This window comes from Actinomycetospora aurantiaca (genome assembly GCF_037401875.1).
GTDB classification, from domain to species: Bacteria; Actinomycetota; Actinomycetes; order Mycobacteriales; family Pseudonocardiaceae; genus Actinomycetospora; species Actinomycetospora aurantiaca.
In genome coordinates, this window is sequence record NZ_JBBEGN010000002.1 from 83,391 (window position 1) to 105,248 (window position 21,858).

Annotated in this window: 26 protein-coding genes; 16 read left to right on the plus strand and 10 right to left on the minus strand. The window is 75.8% G+C overall.

From position 1 onward, the window contains the following. Window positions 1-109 precede the first annotated feature (109 nt). Both WCD74_RS04945 and WCD74_RS04950 read left to right on the plus strand, forming a co-directional pair. Entirely contained in the window at window positions 110-1,249 is a 1,140-nt protein-coding gene (locus WCD74_RS04945) for an isochorismate synthase (RefSeq protein ID WP_337693725.1), read from the plus strand. 10 nt (window positions 1,250-1,259) lie between these two features. After that, on the plus strand, window positions 1,260-1,973 hold the full coding sequence (locus WCD74_RS04950) for an RluA family pseudouridine synthase (protein ID WP_337693726.1): 714 nt from the start codon (window positions 1,260-1,262) through the stop codon (window positions 1,971-1,973). Window positions 1,974-2,104: 131 nt separating this feature from the next. On the opposite strand, the gene WCD74_RS04955 is transcribed toward WCD74_RS04950, so the two are convergent. Continuing rightward, the gene (locus WCD74_RS04955) at window positions 2,105-2,554 is read right to left on the minus strand and encodes an SRPBCC family protein (RefSeq protein WP_337693727.1); all 450 of its coding nucleotides are present in this window, start codon (window positions 2,552-2,554) and stop codon (window positions 2,105-2,107) included. A 39-nt stretch (window positions 2,555-2,593) separates the two neighbouring features. On the opposite strand from WCD74_RS04955, the gene WCD74_RS04960 reads away from it, so the two are divergent. Next, window positions 2,594-3,115: an O-acetyl-ADP-ribose deacetylase gene (locus tag WCD74_RS04960; RefSeq protein ID WP_337693728.1), complete on the plus strand. Its 522-nt coding sequence runs from the start codon at window positions 2,594-2,596 to the stop codon at window positions 3,113-3,115. Window positions 3,116-3,318: 203 nt separating this feature from the next. After that, the gene (locus WCD74_RS04965; protein WP_337693729.1) at window positions 3,319-3,819 is read left to right on the plus strand and encodes a L,D-transpeptidase; all 501 of its coding nucleotides are present in this window, start codon (window positions 3,319-3,321) and stop codon (window positions 3,817-3,819) included. A 54-nt stretch (window positions 3,820-3,873) separates the two neighbouring features. Here the strand turns inward: WCD74_RS04965 and WCD74_RS04970 are convergent, their stop codons facing one another. The 5 genes from WCD74_RS04970 to WCD74_RS04990 form a co-directional block, all read right to left on the minus strand. After that, window positions 3,874-4,482 (minus strand): copper resistance CopC family protein, encoded by a 609-nt coding sequence (locus tag WCD74_RS04970; protein ID WP_337693730.1) that lies wholly within the window; start codon window positions 4,480-4,482, stop codon window positions 3,874-3,876. 27 nt (window positions 4,483-4,509) lie between these two features. Next, window positions 4,510-5,046, minus strand: coding sequence for a hypothetical protein (locus WCD74_RS04975; RefSeq protein WP_337693731.1), 537 nt, complete (start codon window positions 5,044-5,046; stop codon window positions 4,510-4,512). Window positions 5,047-5,077: 31 nt separating this feature from the next. Continuing rightward, window positions 5,078-6,055 (minus strand): alpha/beta hydrolase, encoded by a 978-nt coding sequence (locus tag WCD74_RS04980; protein WP_337693732.1) that lies wholly within the window; start codon window positions 6,053-6,055, stop codon window positions 5,078-5,080. A gap of 67 nt (window positions 6,056-6,122) precedes the next feature. Continuing rightward, the gene (locus WCD74_RS04985) at window positions 6,123-6,539 is read right to left on the minus strand and encodes an organic hydroperoxide resistance protein (protein ID WP_337693733.1); all 417 of its coding nucleotides are present in this window, start codon (window positions 6,537-6,539) and stop codon (window positions 6,123-6,125) included. A gap of 29 nt (window positions 6,540-6,568) precedes the next feature. Continuing rightward, window positions 6,569-7,333 (minus strand): enoyl-CoA hydratase/isomerase family protein, encoded by a 765-nt coding sequence (locus WCD74_RS04990; RefSeq protein WP_337693734.1) that lies wholly within the window; start codon window positions 7,331-7,333, stop codon window positions 6,569-6,571. Between the two features lie 83 nt (window positions 7,334-7,416). On the opposite strand from WCD74_RS04990, the gene WCD74_RS04995 reads away from it, so the two are divergent. The 6 genes from WCD74_RS04995 (at window position 7,417) to WCD74_RS05020 (ending at window position 12,163) form a co-directional block, all read left to right on the plus strand. Further along, window positions 7,417-8,115 carry a dienelactone hydrolase family protein gene (locus WCD74_RS04995; RefSeq protein WP_337693735.1) on the plus strand — a complete coding sequence of 233 codons (699 nt, stop codon included), beginning with the start codon at window positions 7,417-7,419 and terminating at the stop codon, window positions 8,113-8,115. 26 nt (window positions 8,116-8,141) lie between these two features. Further along, window positions 8,142-8,888, plus strand: a complete 747-nt coding sequence (locus WCD74_RS05000; protein ID WP_373696041.1) for an HAD-IIA family hydrolase — start codon at window positions 8,142-8,144, stop codon at window positions 8,886-8,888. 27 nt (window positions 8,889-8,915) lie between these two features. After that, window positions 8,916-9,317 carry a ChaB family protein gene (locus tag WCD74_RS05005; protein ID WP_337693737.1) on the plus strand — a complete coding sequence of 134 codons (402 nt, stop codon included), beginning with the start codon at window positions 8,916-8,918 and terminating at the stop codon, window positions 9,315-9,317. Continuing rightward, window positions 9,314-10,063 carry a CPBP family intramembrane glutamic endopeptidase gene (locus WCD74_RS05010; RefSeq protein ID WP_337693738.1) on the plus strand — a complete coding sequence of 250 codons (750 nt, stop codon included), beginning with the start codon at window positions 9,314-9,316 and terminating at the stop codon, window positions 10,061-10,063. Before WCD74_RS05005 ends, WCD74_RS05010 begins: the two co-directional genes overlap by 4 nt. 19 nt (window positions 10,064-10,082) lie before the next feature. Next, a complete protein-coding gene (locus WCD74_RS05015) occupies window positions 10,083-11,492 on the plus strand; it encodes an aldehyde dehydrogenase family protein (RefSeq protein ID WP_337693739.1) in 1,410 nt (469 codons plus the stop codon). 74 nt (window positions 11,493-11,566) lie between these two features. Next, complete coding sequence (locus WCD74_RS05020; RefSeq protein ID WP_337693740.1) at window positions 11,567-12,163, plus strand: hypothetical protein; 597 nt, start codon at window positions 11,567-11,569, stop codon at window positions 12,161-12,163. A gap of 19 nt (window positions 12,164-12,182) precedes the next feature. Here the strand turns inward: WCD74_RS05020 and WCD74_RS05025 are convergent, their stop codons facing one another. Genes WCD74_RS05025 through WCD74_RS05035 form a run of 3 tightly spaced genes read right to left on the minus strand, consistent with a single transcriptional unit; the run spans window position 12,183 to window position 14,091 of the window. Next, on the minus strand, window positions 12,183-12,629 hold the full coding sequence (locus WCD74_RS05025) for a DUF2267 domain-containing protein (RefSeq protein ID WP_337693741.1): 447 nt from the start codon (window positions 12,627-12,629) through the stop codon (window positions 12,183-12,185). Between the two features lie 28 nt (window positions 12,630-12,657). Next, window positions 12,658-12,966 carry a hypothetical protein gene (locus WCD74_RS05030; protein ID WP_337693742.1) on the minus strand — a complete coding sequence of 103 codons (309 nt, stop codon included), beginning with the start codon at window positions 12,964-12,966 and terminating at the stop codon, window positions 12,658-12,660. Between the two features lie 36 nt (window positions 12,967-13,002). Further along, window positions 13,003-14,091 (minus strand): glycosyltransferase family 9 protein, encoded by a 1,089-nt coding sequence (locus tag WCD74_RS05035; protein ID WP_337693743.1) that lies wholly within the window; start codon window positions 14,089-14,091, stop codon window positions 13,003-13,005. Window positions 14,092-14,274: 183 nt separating this feature from the next. On the opposite strand from WCD74_RS05035, the gene WCD74_RS05040 reads away from it, so the two are divergent. The 5 genes from WCD74_RS05040 to WCD74_RS05060 all read left to right on the plus strand — a co-directional run bounded on the left by WCD74_RS05040 (window position 14,275) and on the right by WCD74_RS05060 (window position 19,092). Next, window positions 14,275-14,718: a hypothetical protein gene (locus tag WCD74_RS05040; RefSeq protein ID WP_337693744.1), complete on the plus strand. Its 444-nt coding sequence runs from the start codon at window positions 14,275-14,277 to the stop codon at window positions 14,716-14,718. 47 nt (window positions 14,719-14,765) lie between these two features. Further along, window positions 14,766-15,986 (plus strand): hypothetical protein, encoded by a 1,221-nt coding sequence (locus tag WCD74_RS05045; RefSeq protein ID WP_337693745.1) that lies wholly within the window; start codon window positions 14,766-14,768, stop codon window positions 15,984-15,986. 65 nt (window positions 15,987-16,051) lie between these two features. Continuing rightward, window positions 16,052-17,185, plus strand: a complete 1,134-nt coding sequence (locus WCD74_RS05050; protein WP_337693746.1) for a glycosyltransferase family 4 protein — start codon at window positions 16,052-16,054, stop codon at window positions 17,183-17,185. After that, complete coding sequence (locus tag WCD74_RS05055; protein WP_337693747.1) at window positions 17,182-18,096, plus strand: glycosyltransferase family 9 protein; 915 nt, start codon at window positions 17,182-17,184, stop codon at window positions 18,094-18,096. Before WCD74_RS05050 ends, WCD74_RS05055 begins: the two co-directional genes overlap by 4 nt. A 9-nt stretch (window positions 18,097-18,105) precedes the next feature. After that, a complete protein-coding gene (locus WCD74_RS05060) occupies window positions 18,106-19,092 on the plus strand; it encodes an aldo/keto reductase (RefSeq protein ID WP_337693748.1) in 987 nt (328 codons plus the stop codon). Here the strand turns inward: WCD74_RS05060 and WCD74_RS05065 are convergent. Continuing rightward, window positions 19,089-20,576, minus strand: a complete 1,488-nt coding sequence (locus tag WCD74_RS05065) for a LuxR C-terminal-related transcriptional regulator (RefSeq protein ID WP_337693749.1) — start codon at window positions 20,574-20,576, stop codon at window positions 19,089-19,091. The two genes, WCD74_RS05060 and WCD74_RS05065, sit on opposite strands and share 4 nt — an antisense overlap. A gap of 121 nt (window positions 20,577-20,697) precedes the next feature. On the opposite strand from WCD74_RS05065, the gene WCD74_RS05070 reads away from it, so the two are divergent. Continuing rightward, window positions 20,698-21,351, plus strand: a complete 654-nt coding sequence (locus WCD74_RS05070; RefSeq protein ID WP_337693750.1) for a GntR family transcriptional regulator — start codon at window positions 20,698-20,700, stop codon at window positions 21,349-21,351. Window positions 21,352-21,858 lie beyond the last annotated feature (507 nt).

Genomic DNA, 21,858 nt, shown 5'->3' on the forward strand with positions numbered 1-21,858 from the left:
ATGCGTCGTGTGTCACGTGGCCGGGCCGCGGTCCCGGGGCGACAGTGGAAGACAGAATCCACTGTGCCAGCCGCCGTGACCGGCGACGGACCGGAGAGGAGCCACCCACGTGACGAGCGAGGCCACGGCCGGGGTGCTGCCGGCTCCCGACGCGGCCGTCGCCGACCCGGCGGCGCTGCTGGCGGCCTGGCGCCCGGGCGAGGGCACGTGGTTCTCCGGACCGCACGGCGGCCTGCTCGCGCGCGGCGCGGCCCGTCGCCTGGACGATCCCGACGACGCCGGGCGCGTGCTGGGCGAGACCGGCGGCATCGTCGTCGGGGCCCTGCCCTACGACCCGGCCGAGCCCGCCGCGCTCGTCGTGCCCGAGGAGATCACGTGGACGTCGGCCCCGGCCCGCCCGGTCGGGCGCGGGGTCGACGACGGTTCCGATCTGGCGCACTGGCACGCCCGGCCGGTCCCCGATCCTGCCCGCTACGAGGCGATGGTGGCCGAGGCGCTGGAGCGGATGCGGTCCGGCGGGCTGGAGAAGGTCGTGCTGTCGCGGGCGCTCGACCTGGTCCGGGACACCGAGGTCGACCGGCCCGCGATGCTGCGCGAGCTGGCCGCGCGCACCCTGGCCGGCTACGTGTTCGCGGTCGACCTGCCCGCGGGCTCGTCGCTCGTCGGCGCCAGCCCGGAGCTGCTGGTCTCCCGGCGCGACGGGGAGGTCGTGGCGAACCCGCTCGCCGGCTCGGCGGCGCGGCGCAGCGATCCCGACGACGACGAGGCGGCCGGCGCCGCGCTGCTCGCGTCCGCCAAGGACCGGCACGAGCACGCGCTCGTCGTGCAGGAGGTGGCGGCCGCGCTGGGCGCCGAGTGCGACACCCTGGACGTCCCGGCCGAGCCCAGCCTGATCCGCACCGACGCGCTGTGGCACCTGTCCACGACGATCCGCGGGCGGTCCTCCGTGTCGTCGCTCGACCTCGCCCGCGCCCTGCACCCGACGCCCGCCGTCGGGGGCGTCCCCCGCGAGGCCGCGCGCCGGGCGATCCGGGAGCTGGAGCCCTACTCCCGGGGCTTCTACACCGGCATGGTCGGCTGGATGGACGCCTCCGGCGACGGCGAGTGGGTGGTCGCGCTGCGCTGCGGCGAGGTCGGCGGGTGCTCGGCGCGGCTCTATGCGGGCGCGGGGATCGTCCCGGGCTCGGTGCCCTCGGCGGAGCTGGCCGAGACGACCACCAAGCTGGAGACGATGCTCGCGGCACTGTGAGACTGGGCCGGTGACCCCCTGGTCCGAGATCCGCGGTGCGCGCACGCTCTACGAGGACGACGGCGCGCTCGTGCTCGACAAGCCCGCCGGGTGGTCGGTGATGGGCGAGCGGCACGACACCGACCTCGTGCGGATCGCGGCCGACGACGGCGAGAAGCTCTGGCCGGCGCACCGGATCGACAAGGTGACCAGCGGCGTCGTGCTCTTCGCGAAGGCGCTCGCCGCCCACGGCGACCTGACCCGGCAATTCGCCCGCCACACCGTCGAGAAGACCTACCTCGCCGTCACCGCGACCACCGGGTTGCCCGCCGAGGGCCGGATCGAGCTGCCGCTCTCGGTGGGGCGCAAGAACCGGGTGCGGATCGCCGCCGCCCGCGAAGCGATCGGGGAGCGCGACGGCGTGTGGACGGTGCCCGAGGACGCCGTCGACACGAGCAGAGACGTCTACCCGAGCACGACGACGTTCACGAGACTCGACGCGACGCCGGCCGGCACGCTGCTCGAGGTGCACCCGCTGACGGGTCGCCGGCACCAGATCCGCGTGCACCTCGCCTGGATCGGCCACGCCCTCGTCGGGGACCCGCTGTTCGAGAAGAACCCGACCACGCGCACGGGCCTGCACGCCCACCGGTTGACCTTCGACACGGCGGACGGCGCCCGCCGCATCGTCACGGCCGAGCCGGACGACGAGTTCCGGGCCCTGCTCTCCTCGAGTGCTACGTAGGGCAGGTTCGGCCGCCGGCGAACCTGCGTCATGTCGCACTCGACGTTCGAGCGCGCGCTGCCGTCGTCGCGAGTGCGACGTAGGGCAGGTTCGGTGGCCCCGGAAGATGCGCCACGTCGCACTCGCCGGGGTCAGTCCAGCGCCTCCGCCAGCAGCGCCAGCGACGCGTCCAGGGTGTCGGCGTCGACGACCGGGAAGAACTCGCGGAGCTGCGGGTCGGTGACCGCGGACCAGTCGTAGGTCAGCGTCACGCGGGTCCGGTCGCCCTCGGGGGCGAAGCGGTAGGTCCACGTGTACCCGGCGGGGCGCTGCCCGGAGCCGGCCGGCGCCCAGCCGATCGCGGCGTCCGGCTCGTAGACGACGACGTGGTTCTCGGTGGTGTAGTCGCCCATCTGCTCGTTGTGCATGTCCATCGTGAACACGTCGCCGAGCTCGGTGAGGGCGAGGTGGGTCTGCGACGCGCGGACCATGCCGGAGGCGTCGATGTCCGGGTGGCGGTCCGGGTCGGCGACGAGCGCGAACGCCCGCTCCGGCGGCGCGTCGACCAGGCGGGACACCTCGATGTGGCTCTCGGACGTCATGCGCATGATCGTGGCACGACGCCGGGTACAGGCCCGCTCGTGGGAGCGCGCATCACCCTGGTCCGGGGCGACATCACGACGCAGGAGGTCGACGCGATCGTCAACGCCGCGAACTCGGGCCTGCTCGGCGGCGGCGGGGTCGACGGCGCGATCCACCGCGCGGGCGGCCCGGCGATCCTCGAGGAGTGCCGTCAGCTGCGGGCGACGACCCTCCGCGACGGCCTCCCCACCGGGCAGGCGGTCGCCACGACGGCCGGGAACCTGCCGGCGCGGCACCTGATTCACACCGTCGGCCCCGTGTACGCGACGAGCACCGACCGCACCGAGCTGCTCGTGAGCGCCTACCGCGAGTCGCTGCGCGTGGCCGACGAGCTCGGGGCCCGCACCGTGGCCTTCCCCGCGATCTCGGCGGGGGTCTACGGGTGGCCGATGGACGACGCGGCGCGGATCGCCGTGGAGACCACGGGCTCCACCCCGACGGCCGTGGAGGAGGTCCGCTTCGTGCTGTTCGGCGACGAGGCGTACACGGCGTTCACCCGGGCGGCCGAACACGCGGGCTGATCGCTCGCCCACTCGCCGAACGCCTTCCCGACGACGGGTGGCCGCCGGCCGGGTTGCCCGCGGGCGACCGATCTCGCGTCACCCACTCGACTCGTGACCGTCGCGTCCCCGCGTCGTTGTCGGTGTCGTGCGCGCTCGGGGGGAGCCGTGTGCGCATGCCGGCGCGGCGCGTGGCCGGCGCGCGATCGAGCGAGCGAGGTTCATTGAGCAAGGGCAGGCATCGCAAGCAGCAGCGCCCGGGCACGGGGCGTCTGGTGGTCTCCGCCGCCGCGGTGGGGATGGGACTCGTCCAGGCCTCCGGCATCGCGGCGGCCGCACCCGCGGGCACGGCGCCCGGGGTCGGCGGCACGCCGTGCACCACGCCGACCATCAAGGCGTGCGTCGACCTCTCGGAGAACAAGACCTGGCTGCTGGACGGCAAGGGCAACGTCGTGTACGGCCCCGTCGCGAACACGCACGGCGGCCAGGGCCACGAGACGCCCACCGGCGACTTCATCATCCAGCGCAAGGACCAGTACCACGTCAGCCAGGAGTACGAGGGTGCGAAGATGCCGTACGCGGTGTTCTTCGACGGCGAGGGCCGCGCGTTCCACCAGGGCACCCTCGACCGGCAGTCCGCCGGCTGCGTGCGCCTGAACGAGGCCGACGCGAAGCGCTTCTTCGAGCACCTGAACCCGAACGACCGGGTGCAGATCGTCGAGTAGGACCCCGACCGGAGGGCCCCGCCGACCACCACGGTCGGCGGGGCCCTCCGTGTGTCAGGCCCGCCGGCGCAGCACCATCGCGACGGCGCCGATCACGACGACCACTGCGAGCACGACGAAGGGCCAGGCCGGGAACCCGCCGCCATCGTCGGGAGCCGGTGCGGCCGAGGCGGCGTTGCTCGGGGCGACCGGCGGCGCGGCGGCGACCGGCGGCGCGGCGGCGACCGGCGGCGCGGCGGCGGACGACGGCGCGACCGCGGCCGGACCCGGCGTCGTGAGCGTGAACGACAGTGCGCCCGAGATCGGGTGCCCGTCGGACGAGACGACCCGGTAGCCGACCTCGTAGCGGCCGGCGGCGCCCAACGGGGCGACGCCGACCGAGATCCGCTCGCCCTCGGAGACCGGCGCCCCGGACTCGTAGCGGGTCGCGCCGTCCGGCCCGACGACGGTGACGGTCGCGGTGCCCGGGGTCGGGGCCTCGCTGAAGGTCAGCGTGATCCGCGACGGGGCGGCGGCGACCTGGGCGCCGTCGGCGGGGTCGCTGGCCTCGAGGACGTCGTGCGCGAGGGCGTTCCCGGCGCCCAGGAGCGTCAGCAGGGCGACGAGGACGGTGAGCAGGGCAGGTCGCAGGAGCGCCCGTGGGGGCGCGGTCGAGGTGGTCATGGTCCCTTCGTGGGGTCGGGGGGAGGGTCAGCCGGCGGGACGGACCGGCGGACCTCGCAGGGGACGGACCCGGAGCAGGAGCGCGGCGTCGCGCCCGCGCACGGCGGGCGGCGCCGCGGCCGCGACCGGCGACGACGGGGCGGGCGGGCGCGCCCCGAGCAGGGCCAGGACCGTGCCCACCCGCCGTGCGACCAGCTCGCCCACGGCGCGGTCGGCGCCCGCGGCGCCGAGCGCGACGAGCACGGTCGCCGCGGCGTGGGCGGCGAGCATCCCGGGCGAGGGCGTGGCGGTGACGTGGTGGGACATCGTGTGCCCCGCGTGCTCGCCGGACGGTCCCATCGCGAGGTGCCAGCCCACCTGGCCGGCGGCGAGGACCCCGACGAGACGCACCACCCCGACCCGGCGGCGGACCACGAGTGCGGCGAGACCCGCCGTCAGGAACGCGACCGCGACGACCGCCGCCGTGACCTCCGGCAGCCCGCCGCCCGCCTCGACGTGCGCGGCGGCGCCGAGCGCGGGCGCGAGTGCGCCCACGACGAGCGCGCGCGCCGCGGTCGGGGTCATGGCGCCACGGTAGGCGAACCCCCCGACGGCCTCAGGCGGCGTTCAGGCATCGGCGCACCCACTCCGCGACCTCCCAGGCCGCCTGGTGCGCCGTCGTCGGGAGCAGCCGGGGCAACGAGATGTAGCCGTGGCAGGCGCCCTGGTAGTCGGTGTGGCGGACGGTCACGCCCGCGGCCCGGAGCGCGTCGGCGTACCGGATGCCGTGGTCACGCAGCGGGTCGTGCTCCGCGGTCTGCACGAGCGCGGGCGGGAGCCCGGTGAGGTCCGCCCGCAGCGGGGAGGCGTACGGGTCCGTGCCGTCGGCGCCGCCGAGATAGAGCCGGTGGAAGCCGCGGATGTCGGAGGCGTGCAGGATCGGGGCGGTCGGGATCGCGCGCTCCGAGGGCAGCACGTCCACCATCTCGACGCCCGGGTAGACCAGGCACTGCGCGCCGATGGTCGGGGCGTCCTCGCCGCGGCGCCGGGCGTCGCGGGCCATGAGGCAGACGACCGTGGCCAGGTTGCCGCCCGCGCTGTCGCCCGTCACCGCCACGCGGGCCGGGTCGATGCCCCAGCGGCCGGGGTCGGCGACGAGGGCGGCCACGGCGCCGTAGCAGTCGTCGGCCGGGCCGGGGAACGGGTGCTCCGGCGCGAGCCGGTAGTCCACCGACACGACCACGACGCCGGCGAGCAGCGCGACCTGCCCGCAGTACCAGTCGGACTGGTCGAGGTCGCCCTGCACGAAGCCGCCGCCGTGGAAGTTCACGACGACGGGGGCGGGCACCGCGGCGAGGTGCGGCGGGCGGTAGACCCGCACGGGCAGGGTCGCGTCGGGGAGCTCGAGCGAGGCGTCCTCGGTGACGACCCGCCGGTCGTGCCGCCCGACCACCGCCCGCCCGGCGGGCCCGGCCTGGATGCGCCCGGAGCGCTCGCGGGCCGCCGGGACGTCGGCGGGCGGGAGGTCGGCGACCGACCCGCTCAGCGCACTGCGCAGGGTGCCGAGCACGCGGGTCCGGAGGGGGAGACGCATGAGGTGAGCTTCGCTCAGGTGAGCACTTTCCCGTGCCCCGACACGGACAAGTGCTCACCTGGCGAAGTCACACCGTGGCGCTCACGTCCACCCTGATGTTCCCGCGGGTGGCCTTGGAGTACGGGCACAGCTCGTGGGCGCGGGCGACCAGGCGGTCGGCGGTGTCCTGCTCGGTGCCGGGCAGGTGGGCCACGATCGCGACCTCCAGGCCGAAGCTCTCGGCGTCCGGCCCGATCCCGACCTCGGCCTCGACGGTCGACGAGTCCACGGGCACGTTCTCGTTCCCGGCCGCGAGCTTGAGCGCCTGGTGGAAGCACGCCGCGAACCCGGCCGCGAAGAGCTGCTCCGGGTTCGTGGCGCCGCCGGGGCCGCCCATCTCCTTCGGCATGGCCATGTCCTGGTCGATGATCCCGTCGTCGGAGGCGACGTGCCCGTTGCGGGCGTCCCCCGACGAGGTGGCCGACGCGACGTACTTGATGTCCATGCCGGCCGGTTACCCGGTTGCGTGCAACCTCACCAGGCGGGTCGGCGCTTCTCGACGAAGGCCGTGATGCCCTCCCGGCCCTCCGCGGAGAGCCCCCGGTCGCCGATCGACTTCGCCTCCACCTCGAAGTGCGCGTCCGTGAGCACCCCGCCTGCCGAACGCACCAGCGCCTTGGTCGCCGCGAGTGCCTGCGGCGGTCCGGCCGCGATCGTCGTCGCGATCGCGTCGGTCTCCTCGCGCACCGACTCGTCGGGCACCACCCGGGAGGCGAGTCCGGCGGTCAGGGCCTCCTCGGCGCCCATCGGTCGATTGGTGAGGAACATGTCCAGGGCCCGCGCCCGCCCGACCGCGGCGGGCAGCGTCGCCGTCATGCCGCCGTCCGGGGTCAGGCCGATCGCGGTGTAGGCGGGTCGGAGCCGGGCGCCGGCGCCCAGGACCACGACGTCGCCGGTCAGCACCAGCGAGAGCCCGATCCCGGCCGCCCAGCCCTGCACCCCGACGACGACGGGTGCGGCCAGGCCGCGGATCAGGCGCTGGCAGGCGTGGAAGTCGTCGGCCAGCGCGGAGAGCGACCCCTCCGGGTTCGCCGCGAACCCGCGCACGTCGCCGCCGACGCAGAAGTTCGGCCCCTCGGCCACGATCTCGAGCGCGCGGGCGCCCTGCGCCGGGCCGGCGAGCGCCTCCCGGAACTGCCGCCCGAACTCGAAGTCGACGACGTTGTGCCCCGCCCCGTTCGCGAGGACCAGCCGCACGACCCCGTCGGACTCCTCGACCCGCACCCGCACGTCCGCCACGCTGCTCCTCCTCGTCGATCACGCGATCCCGGCCGCAGCCTGCCAGGCTGGGCCCGCCCGCACCGGGAGAGGAGAGCGAGACCGTGCCCGACCTGCACATCCCCGCCGCCGAGGGGTCGCACCAGGAGGCGTACCTCGCGACGCCCACCACGCCCGGCCCCTGGCCCGGCGTCGTCGTCCTGCAGGACGCCTTCGGCGTGGGCGAGAACGTCCGCGCCCACGCCGACCGCCTCGCCGCCGCCGGCTACCTCGCGGTCGCCCCGCGCCTCTACACCCCGCGCGGCGGCGGGATCCGCTGCGTGGCCGCGGTGTTCCGCGCGATGGGCAGCGGGGAGGGGCCGGTGTTCGCGGACATCGACGCGGCCCGCGGCTGGCTCGCCGGCCGGGACGACTGCACCGGCCGCATCGGGGTCATCGGGTTCTGCCAGGGCGGCGGCTTCGCTCTCATCGCCGCGGCGCGCTACGACTTCGCGGCCTCGGCACCGAACTACGGCCACGTCCCCACCGACGCCGAGCGCGAGCTCGAGGGCATCTGCCCCGTCGTCGCGAGCTTCGGGGCGAAGGACACCACGCTGAAGGGACACCCGGAGCGGCTCGAGGCCGCGCTGACCACGCTCGGCGTCGAGAAGGACGTGAAGACCTACCCGACGGCGGGTCACTCGTTCCACGAGCGCTTCTACGCCGAGGGCCTGATCCGCCCGCTCGGCATGGGCTACGACGCGGAGGCCTCCGAGGACTCGTGGCGACGCATCCTCGACTTCTTCGGGATGCACCTCTCGTGAATGATCTCGAGAGCTACCTCATCGACATGGACGGCGTGCTCGTCCACGAGGAGAACGCGCTGCCCGGGGCGGACGAGTTCATCCGCCGTCTCTCCGAGGCGGGCAAGCACTTCCTCGTCCTGACGAACAACTCCATCTACACCCCGCGCGACCTGCGGGCCCGCCTGCACGCCAGCGGCATCGACATCCCGGTCGAGAACCTGTGGACCTCGGCGCTCGCGACGGCGCAGTTCCTCGACGACCAGCGGCCGAACGGCACCGCCTTCGTCGTGGGCGAGGCCGGCCTGACGACGGCGCTGCACGAGGTCGGCTACGTCCTCACCGAGCGCGACCCGGACTACGTGGTCATCGGCGAGACCCGGACGTACTCGTTCGAGGCGATCACCCGCGCGATCCGGCTCATCGAGCGCGGGGCGCGCTACATCTGCACCAACCCCGACGCCACCGGCCCGAGTGCCGAGGGGACGCTGCCGGCCACCGGGTCGGTCGCCGCGCTCATCACGCACGCCACCCGGAAGACGCCGTACTTCGTCGGGAAGCCCAACCCGCTGATGATCCGCGCGGGCCTGAACACGATCGGCGCGCACTCCGAGAGCACGGCCATGATCGGCGACCGGATGGACACGGACATGGTCGCGGGGATGGAGGCCGGGCTGCACACGATCCTCGTCCTGACCGGGGTCACCGACGAGGCCGAGCTGGACCGCTACCCCTACCGGCCGAACCAGATCGTGCAGAGCGTGGCCTCGTTGGAGGTCGGCTCGCGGGGCTGATCCGAGCATGGTGGGTACTCCGGGGTCATGCCGGACGACTTCGAGGACCTGCCGTCGACGCTCCAGCGCTCGGACAAGAAGGCGCGCGACACCTACGCGCAGGCCAAGGAGTCCGCCGAGGACACCTACGGCAAGGGCGAGCGCGCGAGCCGGACGGCCTACGCGGCGCTCAAGCACACCCACGAGAAGGTCGGCGACCACTGGGAGCCCAAGGAGGAGTACGGGCCGTCGGACACCCGGGCGGAGTCCGGCGGTGCGGACCCGAACGGGAGGCCCGCGGGCGGCGTCGACGCCAACGCCACCAAGGAGCACCTCTACTCCAAGGCGCAGGAACTCGGCGTCGAGGGCCGCTCGTCGATGAACAAGGATGAGCTGGTGGACGCGTTGCAGAAGGCGAACGACCGCGAGACGCGCAAGGCCCGCGAGTGAGCCTGCCACCGCCGGACCCCGGGGCCGCCACCCCGGAGGCCGGGGGCGAGGTCGCCGGTGCGCCGCCGGACCCGGCCGGGGAGATCGGGGTCGGGCGCGGTGGCCGGCGGCTGGGGTGGCCGGAGGTGGTCGTCGCGGCGGTCGTCTACGTCGCGATCCAGCTCGTGGCCGGGATCGCGCTGGTCGCGGGTAGCGGAACCCTCCCGTCGGCGCCGGTGCTGCTCGCGCTGTCGGGGCTCTCGGCGTTCGGGGCGGTCGCGGTCGCGGCGCTGGTGCGGACCCGCTCGACCGCGGCCCTGGGCGTGCGACGCGTCGGCTGGCGCACGATCGGGCTGGCCGTGCTGCTGGGCCTCGCGGTGTGGCTGGTCTCGCGGGTGCTGATCGTCGTCTACGTCTCGGTCACCGGCGATCTCACCGACCCGCAGGAGGCGCTCACGCAGTTCTCCGGCCCGGCGGCGGCGTTCTGGGTCGTGCTCCTCGGCGGGCTGGTGGTACCGCTCGGTGAGGAGTTGCTCTTCCGCGGCGTCGGCTACGGCGCGCTGCGCCGCTACGGCGTGGTCGTGGCGACGATCCTGTCGTCGCTGCTGTTCGCCGTCGCCCACGGGCTCAACGTGGTGTTCCTGGCCGTGCTCGTGCTGGCGGTGCTCAACGCCGTGCTCTACGAGCGCACCCGCTCGATCTGGCCGTGTTTCGCCACGCACGCGACGTTCAACCTGACGTCGTTCACGCTGCTGCTGACGCTGTAGACCACGACGGAGGAGAGGTATGACGACCGCAGTGCCCGACCTGGCCGACATCGAGATCCGCGACCCCGCGACCGACGAGGTGGTGGGATGCGTCCGCCCGGCCGGGCCGGAGCAGGTCGACGACGCCGTCGGCCGGGCCGTCGCGGCGGGTGCCGCGTGGGCGCGGACGTCCCCGGCCGACCGGGCGGGCGCGGTCAAGGACGCCGCCGCCGCGGTGCGGGCGGTGGCCGAGGAGCTGGCGCGGCTCAACGAGAGCGAGACCGGGCGCCCGTACGACGACGCGCTCGGCGGCGCGCTCGCCGCCGCGGGCACGCTGGAGCAGTACGCCGAGCTCGGCCCGCTCCACCGCGGCCGCTCGCTGCAGGGGAACTGGTCCGCGACCGACCTCATGGTCCCCGGCCCGCGCGGCGTCGTCGCCGCGATCACGCCGTGGAATGACCCCGTCGCGGTGGCCGCCGGCCTGATCGGCGCGGCCCTGGTCACCGGGAACACCGTCGTCCACAAGCCCTCGGAGCGCTCCCCGCACGTGGGGCGCCGCTTCGCGGACCTGGTCGCGTCCTTCCTGCCCGACGGGGTCCTGACGGTGCTCGACGGCGCCGGACCGACCGGGGCGCTGCTCTCGGCGCACGCCGCCGTCGACGTCGTCGCGCACGTGGGGTCGATCGCGGCGGGCCGGGCGATCGCCGAGGCGGCGGCCGGCACCGGCGCGAAGGTCCTGCTGGAGAACGGCGGGAACGACCCGCTGATCGTCGACGACGGGGTCGACCCGGTGTGGGCGGCCGGGCAGGCGGCCCTGGGGTCGTACGCCAACGGCGGCCAGGTGTGCGTGTCCGTCGAGCGCATCTACTGCCACGCGGGCGTGGCCGACGAGTTCCTCGCGGCGCTGGCCGAGGAAGCGACCCGGTGGGTGTACCGGCCGTCCGCGGAGGGCGAGAAGGCCCTGGGCCCGCTGGTCGACCGGCGGCAGCGCGAGCACGTGCACGCCCACGTGGCCGAGGCGCTGCAGGGTGGCGCGGTGGCGCACGTCGGCGGCGCGGTCCCGGACGGGGCCGGGGCGTTCTACCCCGCCACGGTCCTGTCGGGGCTGACCCCGCAGATGCGGATCGTGCGCGAGGAGACGTTCGGCCCGGTCGCCCCGGTGCGGGTGGTGGACTCGTTCGAGCAGGGTCTGGCCGAGGCCGTCGACGACCCGCACGGGCTCGCGGCCACCGTGCTGACCCCGGACATGGCGCACGCGCAGGAGGCCTGGCGGGCGCTGCGGGTCGGCACGGTGAAGGTCAACGCGGTCTTCGGGGGTGCACCGGGTGGCGCCGCGGAGCCCCGGGGACTCTCGGGGACCGGCTTCGGCTACGGCCCGGAACTGCTCGACGAGATGACGGCGACGAAGACGGTGCACGTCGAGCCGTGTCCGCCCCGACACCGACCGTGATCATCGATCACGCGCGGTAGAGATCATCGGCGACGGCGTCACCCCTGAACGGGTGACGTCGTTACGCCGACGTGATGCCCCGCCCGCCCGCCCCGCCTCCCACGGCGTCCGAGCCGGAGACCGCGCTGGTCGAGCCGCAGCCGCGCCCGCGGCGCCGACCCGGCGTGCCGGGCGTCCACCCGGCGCACTCGCTGCTCGGGTTCGTCGTCGCGGCGGTGGCGGCCCTCGGTGTGGTCGTCGCCACCGGGGTCGCCCCGGTCACCAGCCTGGCGGCGATGGCGGGCGTGGCCACACTGCCGGCCGGGTCGGCGGTCGCCGGCGTGCCGGCCCCGCCGCTCGTGCCCGCGCTCGGGCCGTCGCCGAGCACCGGGGAGGTCGTGGGCGACGGGACCGCCGAGCCGACGACGACCACCCCGCGCACGTCGACGCGCGCCACGACCCCGAGCGCCACGCGCAAGCCGGTGACCCCGGCCGTGCCGCCCGCCGTCGCACCGCCCGTCGCGCAGCCGCCGGCCCAGGACCCGGCGCCGGAGCCGCAGCCCCAGCCGGACCCGGAGCCCCAGCCGGAGCCCACGAAGACCGAGGACCCGGAGCCGACGACGCCGCCGTCGAGCGACCCGGAGCCGACGGAGCCGGAGCCGACGAAGCCCGGGTCGGGAACCGGCCGCTGAGGCCGGCCCCCGCCCGCGGTCAGCGCATCAGCGTGACGATGTCCCCGGGCAGCTGCTCGAGGGTGCGGTCGACGTCGGACTCGGGCAGCCACTCGCGCAGCAGGCGCAGCACCTGCTCCACCTGACGCTCGACCTCCTCGGCGTCCACGGAGTGCACCGCGCCACTCACGGCGTCGACGAACTCCGCGCGGCCGATCGCGCGGGCCTTGTCGTCGGACTGCCGCTGCCCGCGCAGCTCGGCCGAGAGCTCCGGCGGCAGGCTGACGGTGAGGTCCTGGGCCAGGCCGGAGCTCACGACCTTCCCGAACTCGTTCAGCGTCGCCCGCGTGAGGATCTCGGCCTCGGACTCGGTCTCCAGGCCGAGCCGGCGCTGCACCTGCCCAGCGAATGCGGCCAGGGTGGCGCTCGAGCGGGCGGGGTTCGGGTCGTTCGGGTTCGGGTCGTCCTGCAGGGGCGGGGTCGTCATGAGGTGACTCCAGGGTCGGGGGTGTCGGTCAGAAGCCCTCGCCGGCCGCCCGGTCGACCCCGTCCGACCAGCGCGCGCGGCGCTCGTCGTCGGACTGGTCCCACCACTGCGGACCCCGCTCGCCGAGCGCGGTCTTCGCGGCGTGGACCCGGTCGCGGGCGGCCCGCTCGGCGTCGGCGTCGTCGGCCTCGAGCGCCGCCCCGACGTCCCGCCGGGCCTTCATCAGCCAGCGGCGGAGTCGGGCGGCGTCGTCCTCGGGGATGGCCGGGTCGGTCGCACGCCATCGACGCCCGTCGATCACCACGTGGTGACCGTCGGCCGTCTTCTGCGGGGGCATGGGGCGCGGGTGCCCGGGTGATCCACCCCGGACACCTCAGGTTCCCGGGCGGGCCACCCGGACGACGGCGTCGACGACCCGCTCGGGAGCGATGTCGAGGCACTCGTGGTCGAACGGGCACACCAGCTGCCGGCACGGGGCGCAGGACGTCGGGCGGGTGAGGACCTCCGCGGGCACGGTGCGCGGCGCGTACTGCCCGACCTCCTCGGTCCCCGCGAACAGCTCCACGACCGGCGTGCCGACGGCGTCGGCCAGGTGCGCGCCGCCGGAGTTGTTCACCACCACCGCGTCCGCGCCCGCCACGAGGTCCGCGAGGCCGGCCAGGTCCAGCTCGCCGACCAGCGTCACCGCGTCGGGCACCCCGGCCGCCGCGCGGGCCACGAGGTCGGCCTCCTTCGCGGTGCCGGTGACCACCACCGTCCAGCCCCGGCCCGCGATCCCGCGACCCGCCGTCGCGAACCGCTCCGGGGACCACCGCCGCGACGGACAGCTCGCCCCGGGCGCGACGACGACGTAGCGCCCCGCCGGAACGGGACGGTCGGCCGCGGGCACCGTGAGGGCCAGGTCCACCCCCTGCGAGGGCACCCCGACCGCGGCGAGGACGGCCAGCCCACGGTCGACCTGGTGACCTCCGTCTGGCGGCGCCGGCACCCAGTGCGTGAGCGCGTCGCCGCCGAACTCCTTGCTCGTCCCGATGCGGATCCCGATCCCGGCGCGCCGGCACAGCAGCGCGGCGGGCCACGGGGACTGGGAGAACGACGTCAGGATCACCGCGGCGTCGTAGTCCCGGGCGGCGAGGGTCGCGACGAGGTCGGCGTCCGGGTCGGCCTCCTCCTCCGCGGTCGCCGCCGCGGGGAGGCGCTGCCAGGACACCGACGCGACCACGACGTCGTCCACCTCGGCGACCAGCGGCGCGGCGGCGGCCCCGGCGGGCGAGGCCAGCAGGTCGAGGTGCGCCTGCGGGGCGGCGGCGCGCAGGGCCCGGAGCGCGGGCACGGTCATGATCACGTCGCCGACGTTGTCCGGCCGCACCACGAGGACGCGTGACATCGCCGTCCAGTCCGGATCGTCGACCCCGGGCCGGTGCGCGGCGGGGTGGACGGGCAGGTGCACGGGGGTCGTCACGAGAGAGCAGGTACCCGTCCCGGCGCGTCGCACGCGACACGCTCTCCTGCGGGGCCTTCTCCACGGCCTTTGCGGACATCCACCGATCGAGGCCGTAACTTCTCGCGTTTCGGCTAGCAGATTGGTCTGTTCGGACGACACACCCGGTGCCAGTACGTCACCGACCAGTCACGAGGAGTGCTCATGCGCCGGTCCTCCCTCCCGCTGCGCCTGCGCGGCCGGGTCCTGCTCGCCACCGCCGCGGCCGCGGTCGCCCTCCTCCCGGTGGGAGCCGCGGCGGCCGCCGCGGCCACCCCGGTCTCGCTCACCGGCGGCGGCACCGTCCTCGTGGACGGCACCCGCTACACGGTCAGCATGAACGTCCGGCAGAGCGCCTCCGGGAAGCTCAGCGGCAGCTGCGGGCTCGCCGGGCCGCGCCTCGCCTTCTCCTGCCAGAGCATCACCTCGATCGCGGTCGCCGGCCCCCAGGTCACCGTCAAGGGCTCCGGCGTGCTGGCGAACGGCCAGAACCGCACCTTCACCGCCGTCGTCACCGACAACCCGAACGGCGCCGACCAGATCGCCGTCGACGCGACCGGCGCCAACGTCAGCGGCTCCCTCGCCACCGGCGGCTTCGTCCTGCGCTGACGCTCCGTCCTGCCCGTCCACCCCACACCCGCATCCCAGGAGCCACCATGTCGACCCGTCTCTCCGCCGTCACCGTCACCGCCGCGGCCGCGCTGTTCTTCCTGCCCGGCGTCGCCGCTGCAGCCCCGGCCCAGGCCCTGCCCGCGCCGTGCACCCAGTCCGGCACCACCGTCACCTGCACCTACCTCGCCTCCGGCGGCAACCAGACGCTCGCCGTGCCCACCGGCGCCACGAACGTCCGGGTCACCGTGAAGGGCGGGGCCGGCGGCGACGGCGGCGCCGGGGCGGGCGGCACCGAGGGCGGCGGCGGTGGCTCCGGGGCGACCGTCTCCGCGGCGCTGACCGGCGTCGCCGGGACGACCCTGAGCATCGTCACCGGCGGCGCGGGTGCCGACGGCACCGACGGCGCCGACGCGGGCGGCGCCGGAGGGGCGGCCGCCGGGTCGGGTGGCGGCGGCGGTGACGGCGCCACCGCGACCGGCGCGAACGGCTCGGGTGGCGGCGGTGGTGCGGGCGGTGGCGCGTCCGGCGTGGGCCGGGGCACCAGCCCGCTGGTCGTCGCCGCCGGTGGCGGCGGGGGCGGTGGCGGGGCCGGCGGCAACCAGCCCGCCCGGGTCGGCGGCGCCGGGGGCGCTGCGGCGGCGGCCGGCGGCGCCGGTGTCGGCCTGGGGACGACGACCGGCGGGGCGGCCGGGGCGTCGGCCACCCAGAACGGTGCGACCGGGACCGACGCCGCCGCGGCGCGCGCCGGCGGCCCCGGCGGTGGCGGCGGCGGCGTGAAGGGCGGCGCGGCCGGGACGAGCGCGCAGAACACCGGAGCGGGCGGCGGCGGGGGCGGCACGAACCTCGTGCCCGCCGGCGGCACCGTGGGCGCCGCCAACGCCGGCGCCGGGTCGGTCGTCGTGCAGTACACCGCGGCACCGGTGGCCGTGGGTGGCTCCGCGCGCGGCGACGTCCGCTACGGCGCGGACGGTCGGCTGTCGCTCGACGTGCGCGGCACCGCGAGCTCGGGCTCCGGGTCGTGCGCGGTCCGCGACGGGGCACTGCGCGCGACCTGCCGCACGATCACCTCCGTCACCACCGACGGTCGCGGCACCGCCCGGATCACGGGCACCGCGCTCGTGCAGACGGGAGCGGTCGTGCCCTTCACCGCCACCGTCGTCGACGGCTCCGTTCCCGGGGGCACGGGGGTCGACCGGGTGACCTTCACCGCGGCCGGCCAGACCACCACCGGGACCGTCACCCGGGGTGACCTGCAGGTGCGCTGACGCGCTGGTGAGCACTATCCCGTGTCAGGGCACGGGATAGTGCTCACCTGGGGGTACCCCACACCGTGCCCGAAGTCGCCATGCTCCACGGCCGCGCCGATCCCGCCCACGACGGCGTCGCCGACTACACCGCGCGCCTCGTCGCCGCCCTGCACGAGTGCGGCACCGCCGTCCGCGACGTCCCCGTCGACCCCGGCCCGCGCGGCCTGCTCGCCGCCGCCCGCGCGGCGCGCGGCGCGGACGTCGTCCACCTGCAGTTCGCGCCGTCGGCCTACCGCTTCTCCGCCTGGCCCGGCCTGCTCGGCGACCTCGTCGGCGCTCCGCTGGTCACCACGGTCCACGAGTACGGCGCGTGGTCGCCACGGCCCTGGCGCCTGCCCGCGCGTCTCGGGCTGGCCGACGCCGACACCGGGCGGCTCGTCCCCCGCAGCGCCCGCGTGATCACCACCAACGGCGCCCACGAGGAGATCCTGCGCCGCCGCTACCCGCACCACGACGTCGTGCGCCTCCCGATCCCGCCGAACGTGGTGGCGGGAGACGCAGCGCGGAGCTCGACCCGGGAGGGGGCCGCGCCGGACGCGGACCGCGTCACCACCCGGCGTCGGCTCGGGATCGCGCCGGACGCCCAGGTGGTCGTCTTCTTCGGCTTCGTGCACCCGGTCAAGGGCCTGCGCTACCTCGTCGACGCGGTCGCGCACCTCGCGGCGGAGCGCCCGCGGCTGCACCTGCTGATCGTCGGCGGCTTCACCTCCCTGGCCCTTCCCGACGACGAGGCGGCCGCGTTCCGCGCCGAGCTCACGAAGCACGTCGCCGACGCCGGGGCCACCGACCGGGTCACGATCACCGGGCACGTCCCGGCCGACGAGGTCTCGGCCGCGCTGGCCGCCTCCGACCTCGCCGCCTTCCCGTTCACCGCCGGGGCCACCACGAAGAGCGGAGCGCTGCTCGCGGCGTTCGACCACGGGCTGCCGACCCTCGTCACGCAGCTCACCCCCGACACCGAGCTGGTCGACGGCGAGACCGTGGTGGTCGCCCCGGCCGTCCGCGACGTCGACGTGCTCGTCACTGCCCTGCGCCGCCTGCTCGACGACGACGCCCTCGCGCGGCGGGTCGCGGCGGGCGGCCGGTCCCTGCTCGACGGCCGCGACTGGGACACCCTCGCCGCCCGACACCGCGACCTCTACGCGGAGCTGGCGTGAGAACCCTCGTCGTCGACCTCCTCGGGGGGCTCGGCGACCTGGTGATGGTGCTGCCGACGATCCACGCCCTCGCCGACGCCGACCCGGGCGGCGAGCTGGTCGTCCTCACCCACGCGCCGGGCGCGGTCCTGCTCGCCCGCGATCCGGCGGTGACGGCCGTGCGCACCGCGGAGAAGCACGCGGAGCGACCCGCCGTCGGGAAGGCCCTGGCCGAGCTCGCGCCCGACCTCGTCGTCTCCACCACCCGCTTCGACGGGATCGGCGACCTGATCGACGACGACGCAACCGCGCGCGGGACGCGTGCGGTGACCAACCTGTGGCGCTCGCCGCCCGCCGACGAGCTGGTGGGGGAGCGCTACCAACGGATCCTCGTGACCGAGGGCGTGATCCCCGGCCCACCCCGGCCACCGCGGATCGTGCTCGGGGACGAGGAACGCCTGCCCGACGCCGAGCCGGGGACCGTCGTGCTCGTCCCGGACGCCGGGATGGCGGTCAAACGGTGGCCCTGGTGGCACGAGCTGGTCGGCCGTCTGGGCGGGCGCCCCGTGGTCGCGGTGACGCCGGTGGACGGCGTCCCGACCTGGGAGCCGTGCGACCTGCGCACCCTGGCCGCGCGGTTCGCCGCCGTCGGGCGGGCGGGCGGCGTGGTCGTCGGCGGCGACACCGGGCCGGTGCGGGTCGCGGCGGCCGTCGGCGCACCGACCGTGGCGCTGTTCGGGCCGACGCTCGCGCTGCGCTACGGGCTCGAGGAGGGCCGCAACCTGCAGGGCGGCCCGGACTGCCCGCACCGTCTCCCGACCGCGATCACCGAGCAGGTCTGCTGGTGGGACGGGTACTGCCCGATCTCGACGACGGGTCCCGCGTGTCTGGAAGCACTCCCGAGCGCGGAGGTGGCCGCCGCCATCGGGTAATCAGGAGGCATGCGCTACCTGGATCTGCCGACGGCCAAGCGCTGGTCGGCCATCGGACTCGGCACCTGGCAGTTCGGGTCGGCCGAGTGGGGCTACGGCGGCGACTACGCCGCGGGGCCCGACTCGGAGGCCGCGCGGATCGTCCGGCGGGCCCTGGAGCTGGGGATCACCGTCTTCGACACCGCCGAGGTCTACGGCTTCGGCCGCAGCGAGCGCATCCTGGGCGATGCTCTGGACCGCGCGGACGCGGACCCGGACACCACCGTGGTCGCGTCGAAGGTGTTCCCGCTGTTCCCGGTCGGGCCGGTCGTCGAGCAGCGCGGCGTCGCCAGTTCCGGCCGGGTCCGCCGGCCCCTGGACCTCTACCAGGTCCACCAGCCGAACCCGCTGATCGGCGACCGCCGCACCATGCCGGGTATGCGCACCCTGCAGGCCGCGGGCGTGGTCGACGAGGTCGGCGTCTCCAACTACTCGCTCGACCGCTGGCAGGACGCCGAGACCGCGCTGGGTTCACGGGTCATCTCGAACCAGGTGTCCTACAGCCTCGTCTCGCGCGACCCCGAGCGGGAGCTGCTCCCGTACGCGGCCGAGGCGGGCCGTGCGGTCATCGCCTACAGCCCGCTCGCGCAGGGACTGCTGTCGGGCAAGTTCGACGCGGACCACCGGCCGGCGAACCGGGTCCGGCAGATCAACCCGCTGTTCCTGCCGGAGTCGCTGCGGCGTGCGCAGCCGCTGATCGACACGCTGCGCGAGGTCGCCGACGCCCACGACGCGACGCCCTCGCAGGTCGCCCTCGCGTGGACGATCCACCGGCCCGAGGTCGTGGCCATCCCCGGGGCGTCCAGCGTGGAGCAGCTGGAGAGCAACTGCGCCGCGGCCGAGATCGTCCTGGCCCCCGACGAGTGGACCGCGCTCACCGAGGCCTCCGACCGGTTCAACCCCGTCCGCGGGGTGTCGGCGGCCGTGGGCATCGCCCGGGGGGCCGTCGGCCTCTAGCGGGTGATCGCCCCGACCAGCATCGTGCGGTTGCGCGCCCCGGTCTTGCGCAGCAGCGAGCCGACGTGCTTCTCGACCGTCTTGGCCGAGATCCGCAGGGCGGTCGCGATCTGCCGGTCGGTCATGCCGCGCGTGACCAGCTCGCACACCTCGCGCTCCCGGGCGGTGATCCCGGGGGTGCGGGGCGCGGCCGCCAGCCGCCCGAGCTGGTCGGGGCCGAACGACGACTCGCCGCGCCCGGCCGTCGCGACGACCTCCACCAGCCGCTCGGCGTCGTCCGCACCGACGCAGCCCTTCGCGCCGGCCGCGACCGCGGCGCGCAGGGCGCGGTCGGCGTGGTCGGGCCGGTCGACGCGGTCGTCGGTGAGCAGGACGACCGCGGGGACGTGCGGGAGCTCGGCCAGGCGGCCGAGGGCGGTCGTCAGGTCACCGGCCAGCACGTCCGGCTCGACGACGAGTACGTCGGGACGGAGGAGCCGGCAGGCGGCCGCCAGGTCCGGGGTGGCGCCGAGGTCGACCTCGGACACCATGCCCAGCTCGGGGGCGCCGAGCTGCAGCTGCCGGACCACCCCGGCACGGACCACCGGGCGGGTCGCGGCCACCAGGACCGAGGGCCGCGGCCGACCGGGCGCGGCCGGGCCGGGTCCGCAGGGCACCGTCAGCCGCAGCTCCGTGCCGCGACCGTCGGCGCTGTCGATCTCCAGCTCGCCGTCGAGCCGACGCGCGCGGGCGGCCATCGCGGCGAGTCCGAGGCGCGCGCTGGAGGTGGCCTCGTGCAGCCCGCCGTGCCGGGTCGTGTCGAAGCCGCGTCCGTCGTCGCTGACCAGCACCGTCACGGTGCCGGGGCCGTGCATGATCCCGACCTGGACGCGGGTGGCGCCGGCGTGCGCGACGACGTTGACCAGCGCCTCCTGCACCACCCGCAGGATCTCCTCGGCCCGCGCCGCGTCGAGCGCGCCGGAGCCGACGGTGACGAGGTCGGTGTGCGCCACGCCGGCGAGCTCGGCCCACGCGAGCTCCTGGCGGACCGCCTCCACCAGCGTGCGCCCGGCCAGCGGGCCGTGGTCGGCGAGGGCGAGCGCGGCGTAGTCGGCGAACAGCTCCGCGAGCCCGCGGTCGGCGGGGGACAGGCGCCCGTCGTCGGTGGCCACCGCGCACACGCCCACCAGGCGCGGGCCGCGGTGCACCGGCACCGCCAGCACCACGGAGTCCCCGGTCGCGTCGACGGCGGGCGCGCGGTCGCGGACCACCGCCGCGAGCAGGGTCTCCGGGGGCGTGCCCACCCCCTCGCCGACGTCCACCGACCACGTGCCCGCCGCCTCGTCGACGCGCACCACCCACGCCGACCGGGCCCCGGTGACCGCGCGCAGCCGCGTCACCACCCGCCCGAGCAGCGTCCCGGCGCCGGCTCGCGCGGCTCCGATCGCGCGCGGCCGGTCGGGCTCCGCGGTGTCGATCGCGCGCGGCACCGACATCGTCGTCATGCGTCCTCCTCGGACCCGACCCCCGATCGGATGCATACAAGATGCATCAATGCGGGCGAGAGTAAGGTCACGTCGGCCGTCGGGCAAGGTGCCCGCGGGGACCGGGTCCGCGGGTGGTGACGTGACGCGAGCAGGGCTCTCGGCGAAGGAACGGGCCTACCAGCACACCAAGGCGAGCATCCTGGACGGGACGCTGCCCGGCGGCGACCTCATCAGCGAGGGGCAGGTGGCCGAGGCCCTCGCGATGAGCCGCACGCCCGTGCGCGAGGCGTTCCTGCGGCTGGAGGCCGAGGGGCTGCTCCGCCTGTTCCCGAAGCGCGGGGCGCTCGTCGTGGCCGTGTCACCGGCCGAGGTGGAGGCCGTGCTCGAGGCGCGCGAGCTGGTCGAGGGCCACGCGGTGACCAAGCTGTGCGCGGCGCCGGAGGTGGAGCGGGCGGCGGTGGTCGGGCGGCTCCACGAGGTGCTCGCCGAGCAGCGGGCGGCCTTCCACGCCGGGGACGAGCGGGCCTTCGCCGAGGGGGACCGCCGCTTCCACACCGCGCTCGTGGAGAGCGGGGGCAACCCGATCCTCTCCGAGCTCTACCACTCGCTGCGCGACCGCCAGCTGCGGATGAACCTCGGCTCGATGATGGGCCACGGCCCCGCCCGCGCCCAGGAGATCCTCGGCCAGCACGAGGCGATCCTCGCCGCCCTCGGCCCGGACCGGTCCGTCGAGGCGCAGGGCCGGCTCTCCGAGCACCTCGAGGCGACCCGCACGGCGGTCCTCGGGCGGTAGGGGCGGTCTCGGTCTCGGTCTCGGTTCCGCCTTGTCGCGGCGAATCCCAGCGACAGGGTGGGCGGGGGCATCTTGTCGCGGGTTCTCGACGTCGGGTGCTCACCTTGTCGTTGTGATTCCCAGCGACAGGGTGGGCGGGGGCGGTCGGCTCGCCGCGACAAGGTGGGGTCGGCAGGGCCGAGCGAGCACCTGCGGTGGTCGTCGAGGCCGCAGGCCCGTCGTGGGTGCTCGGTGATCTCGGTCGGCGCCTCAGGGTCGCCGTGTCGCGGCGAATCACAGCGACAGGGTGGGCGTCAGCGGGAGATTCGCCGCAACAAGGTGGGGTCGGCGGGCCGAGCGAGCGCTCGCGGCGGTCGGAGTGATCTCGCCGGGCACACCTCGCCGCCCGGTGCACCGCGCTGACCCGGGCGGGCTACGGGACATCCCCCATCCCTTGGGGTGGGGACAGTCCCCGTGGTTCGTGACGGTCCGCACTCCTACCGTCGTGGCGTCGGGCACAGACGCCCG

Excerpts from the sequence above, each read along its gene's own strand:
- WCD74_RS04955 (WP_337693727.1), bottom strand. The coding sequence starts at position 2,554 with ATGACGTCCGAGAGCCACATCGAGGTGTCCCGCCTGGTCGACGCGCCG.
- WCD74_RS04970 (WP_337693730.1), bottom strand. The coding sequence starts at position 4,482 with ATGACCACCTCGACCGCGCCCCCACGGGCGCTCCTGCGACCTGCCCTG.
- WCD74_RS04975 (WP_337693731.1), bottom strand. The coding sequence starts at position 5,046 with ATGACCCCGACCGCGGCGCGCGCGCTCGTCGTGGGCGCACTCGCGCCC.
- WCD74_RS04980 (WP_337693732.1), bottom strand. The coding sequence starts at position 6,055 with ATGCGTCTCCCCCTCCGGACCCGCGTGCTCGGCACCCTGCGCAGTGCG.
- WCD74_RS04985 (WP_337693733.1), bottom strand. The coding sequence starts at position 6,539 with ATGGACATCAAGTACGTCGCGTCGGCCACCTCGTCGGGGGACGCCCGC.
- WCD74_RS05000 (WP_373696041.1), top strand. The coding sequence starts at position 8,142 with ATGGACGGCGTGCTCGTCCACGAGGAGAACGCGCTGCCCGGGGCGGAC.
- WCD74_RS05005 (WP_337693737.1), top strand. The coding sequence starts at position 8,916 with ATGCCGGACGACTTCGAGGACCTGCCGTCGACGCTCCAGCGCTCGGAC.
- WCD74_RS05015 (WP_337693739.1), top strand. The coding sequence starts at position 10,083 with ATGACGACCGCAGTGCCCGACCTGGCCGACATCGAGATCCGCGACCCC.
- WCD74_RS05020 (WP_337693740.1), top strand. The coding sequence starts at position 11,567 with ATGCCCCGCCCGCCCGCCCCGCCTCCCACGGCGTCCGAGCCGGAGACC.
- WCD74_RS05025 (WP_337693741.1), bottom strand. The coding sequence starts at position 12,629 with ATGACGACCCCGCCCCTGCAGGACGACCCGAACCCGAACGACCCGAAC.
- WCD74_RS05030 (WP_337693742.1), bottom strand. The coding sequence starts at position 12,966 with ATGCCCCCGCAGAAGACGGCCGACGGTCACCACGTGGTGATCGACGGG.
- WCD74_RS05040 (WP_337693744.1), top strand. The coding sequence starts at position 14,275 with ATGCGCCGGTCCTCCCTCCCGCTGCGCCTGCGCGGCCGGGTCCTGCTC.
- WCD74_RS05045 (WP_337693745.1), top strand. The coding sequence starts at position 14,766 with ATGTCGACCCGTCTCTCCGCCGTCACCGTCACCGCCGCGGCCGCGCTG.
- WCD74_RS05060 (WP_337693748.1), top strand. The coding sequence starts at position 18,106 with ATGCGCTACCTGGATCTGCCGACGGCCAAGCGCTGGTCGGCCATCGGA.
- WCD74_RS05065 (WP_337693749.1), bottom strand. The coding sequence starts at position 20,576 with ATGACGACGATGTCGGTGCCGCGCGCGATCGACACCGCGGAGCCCGAC.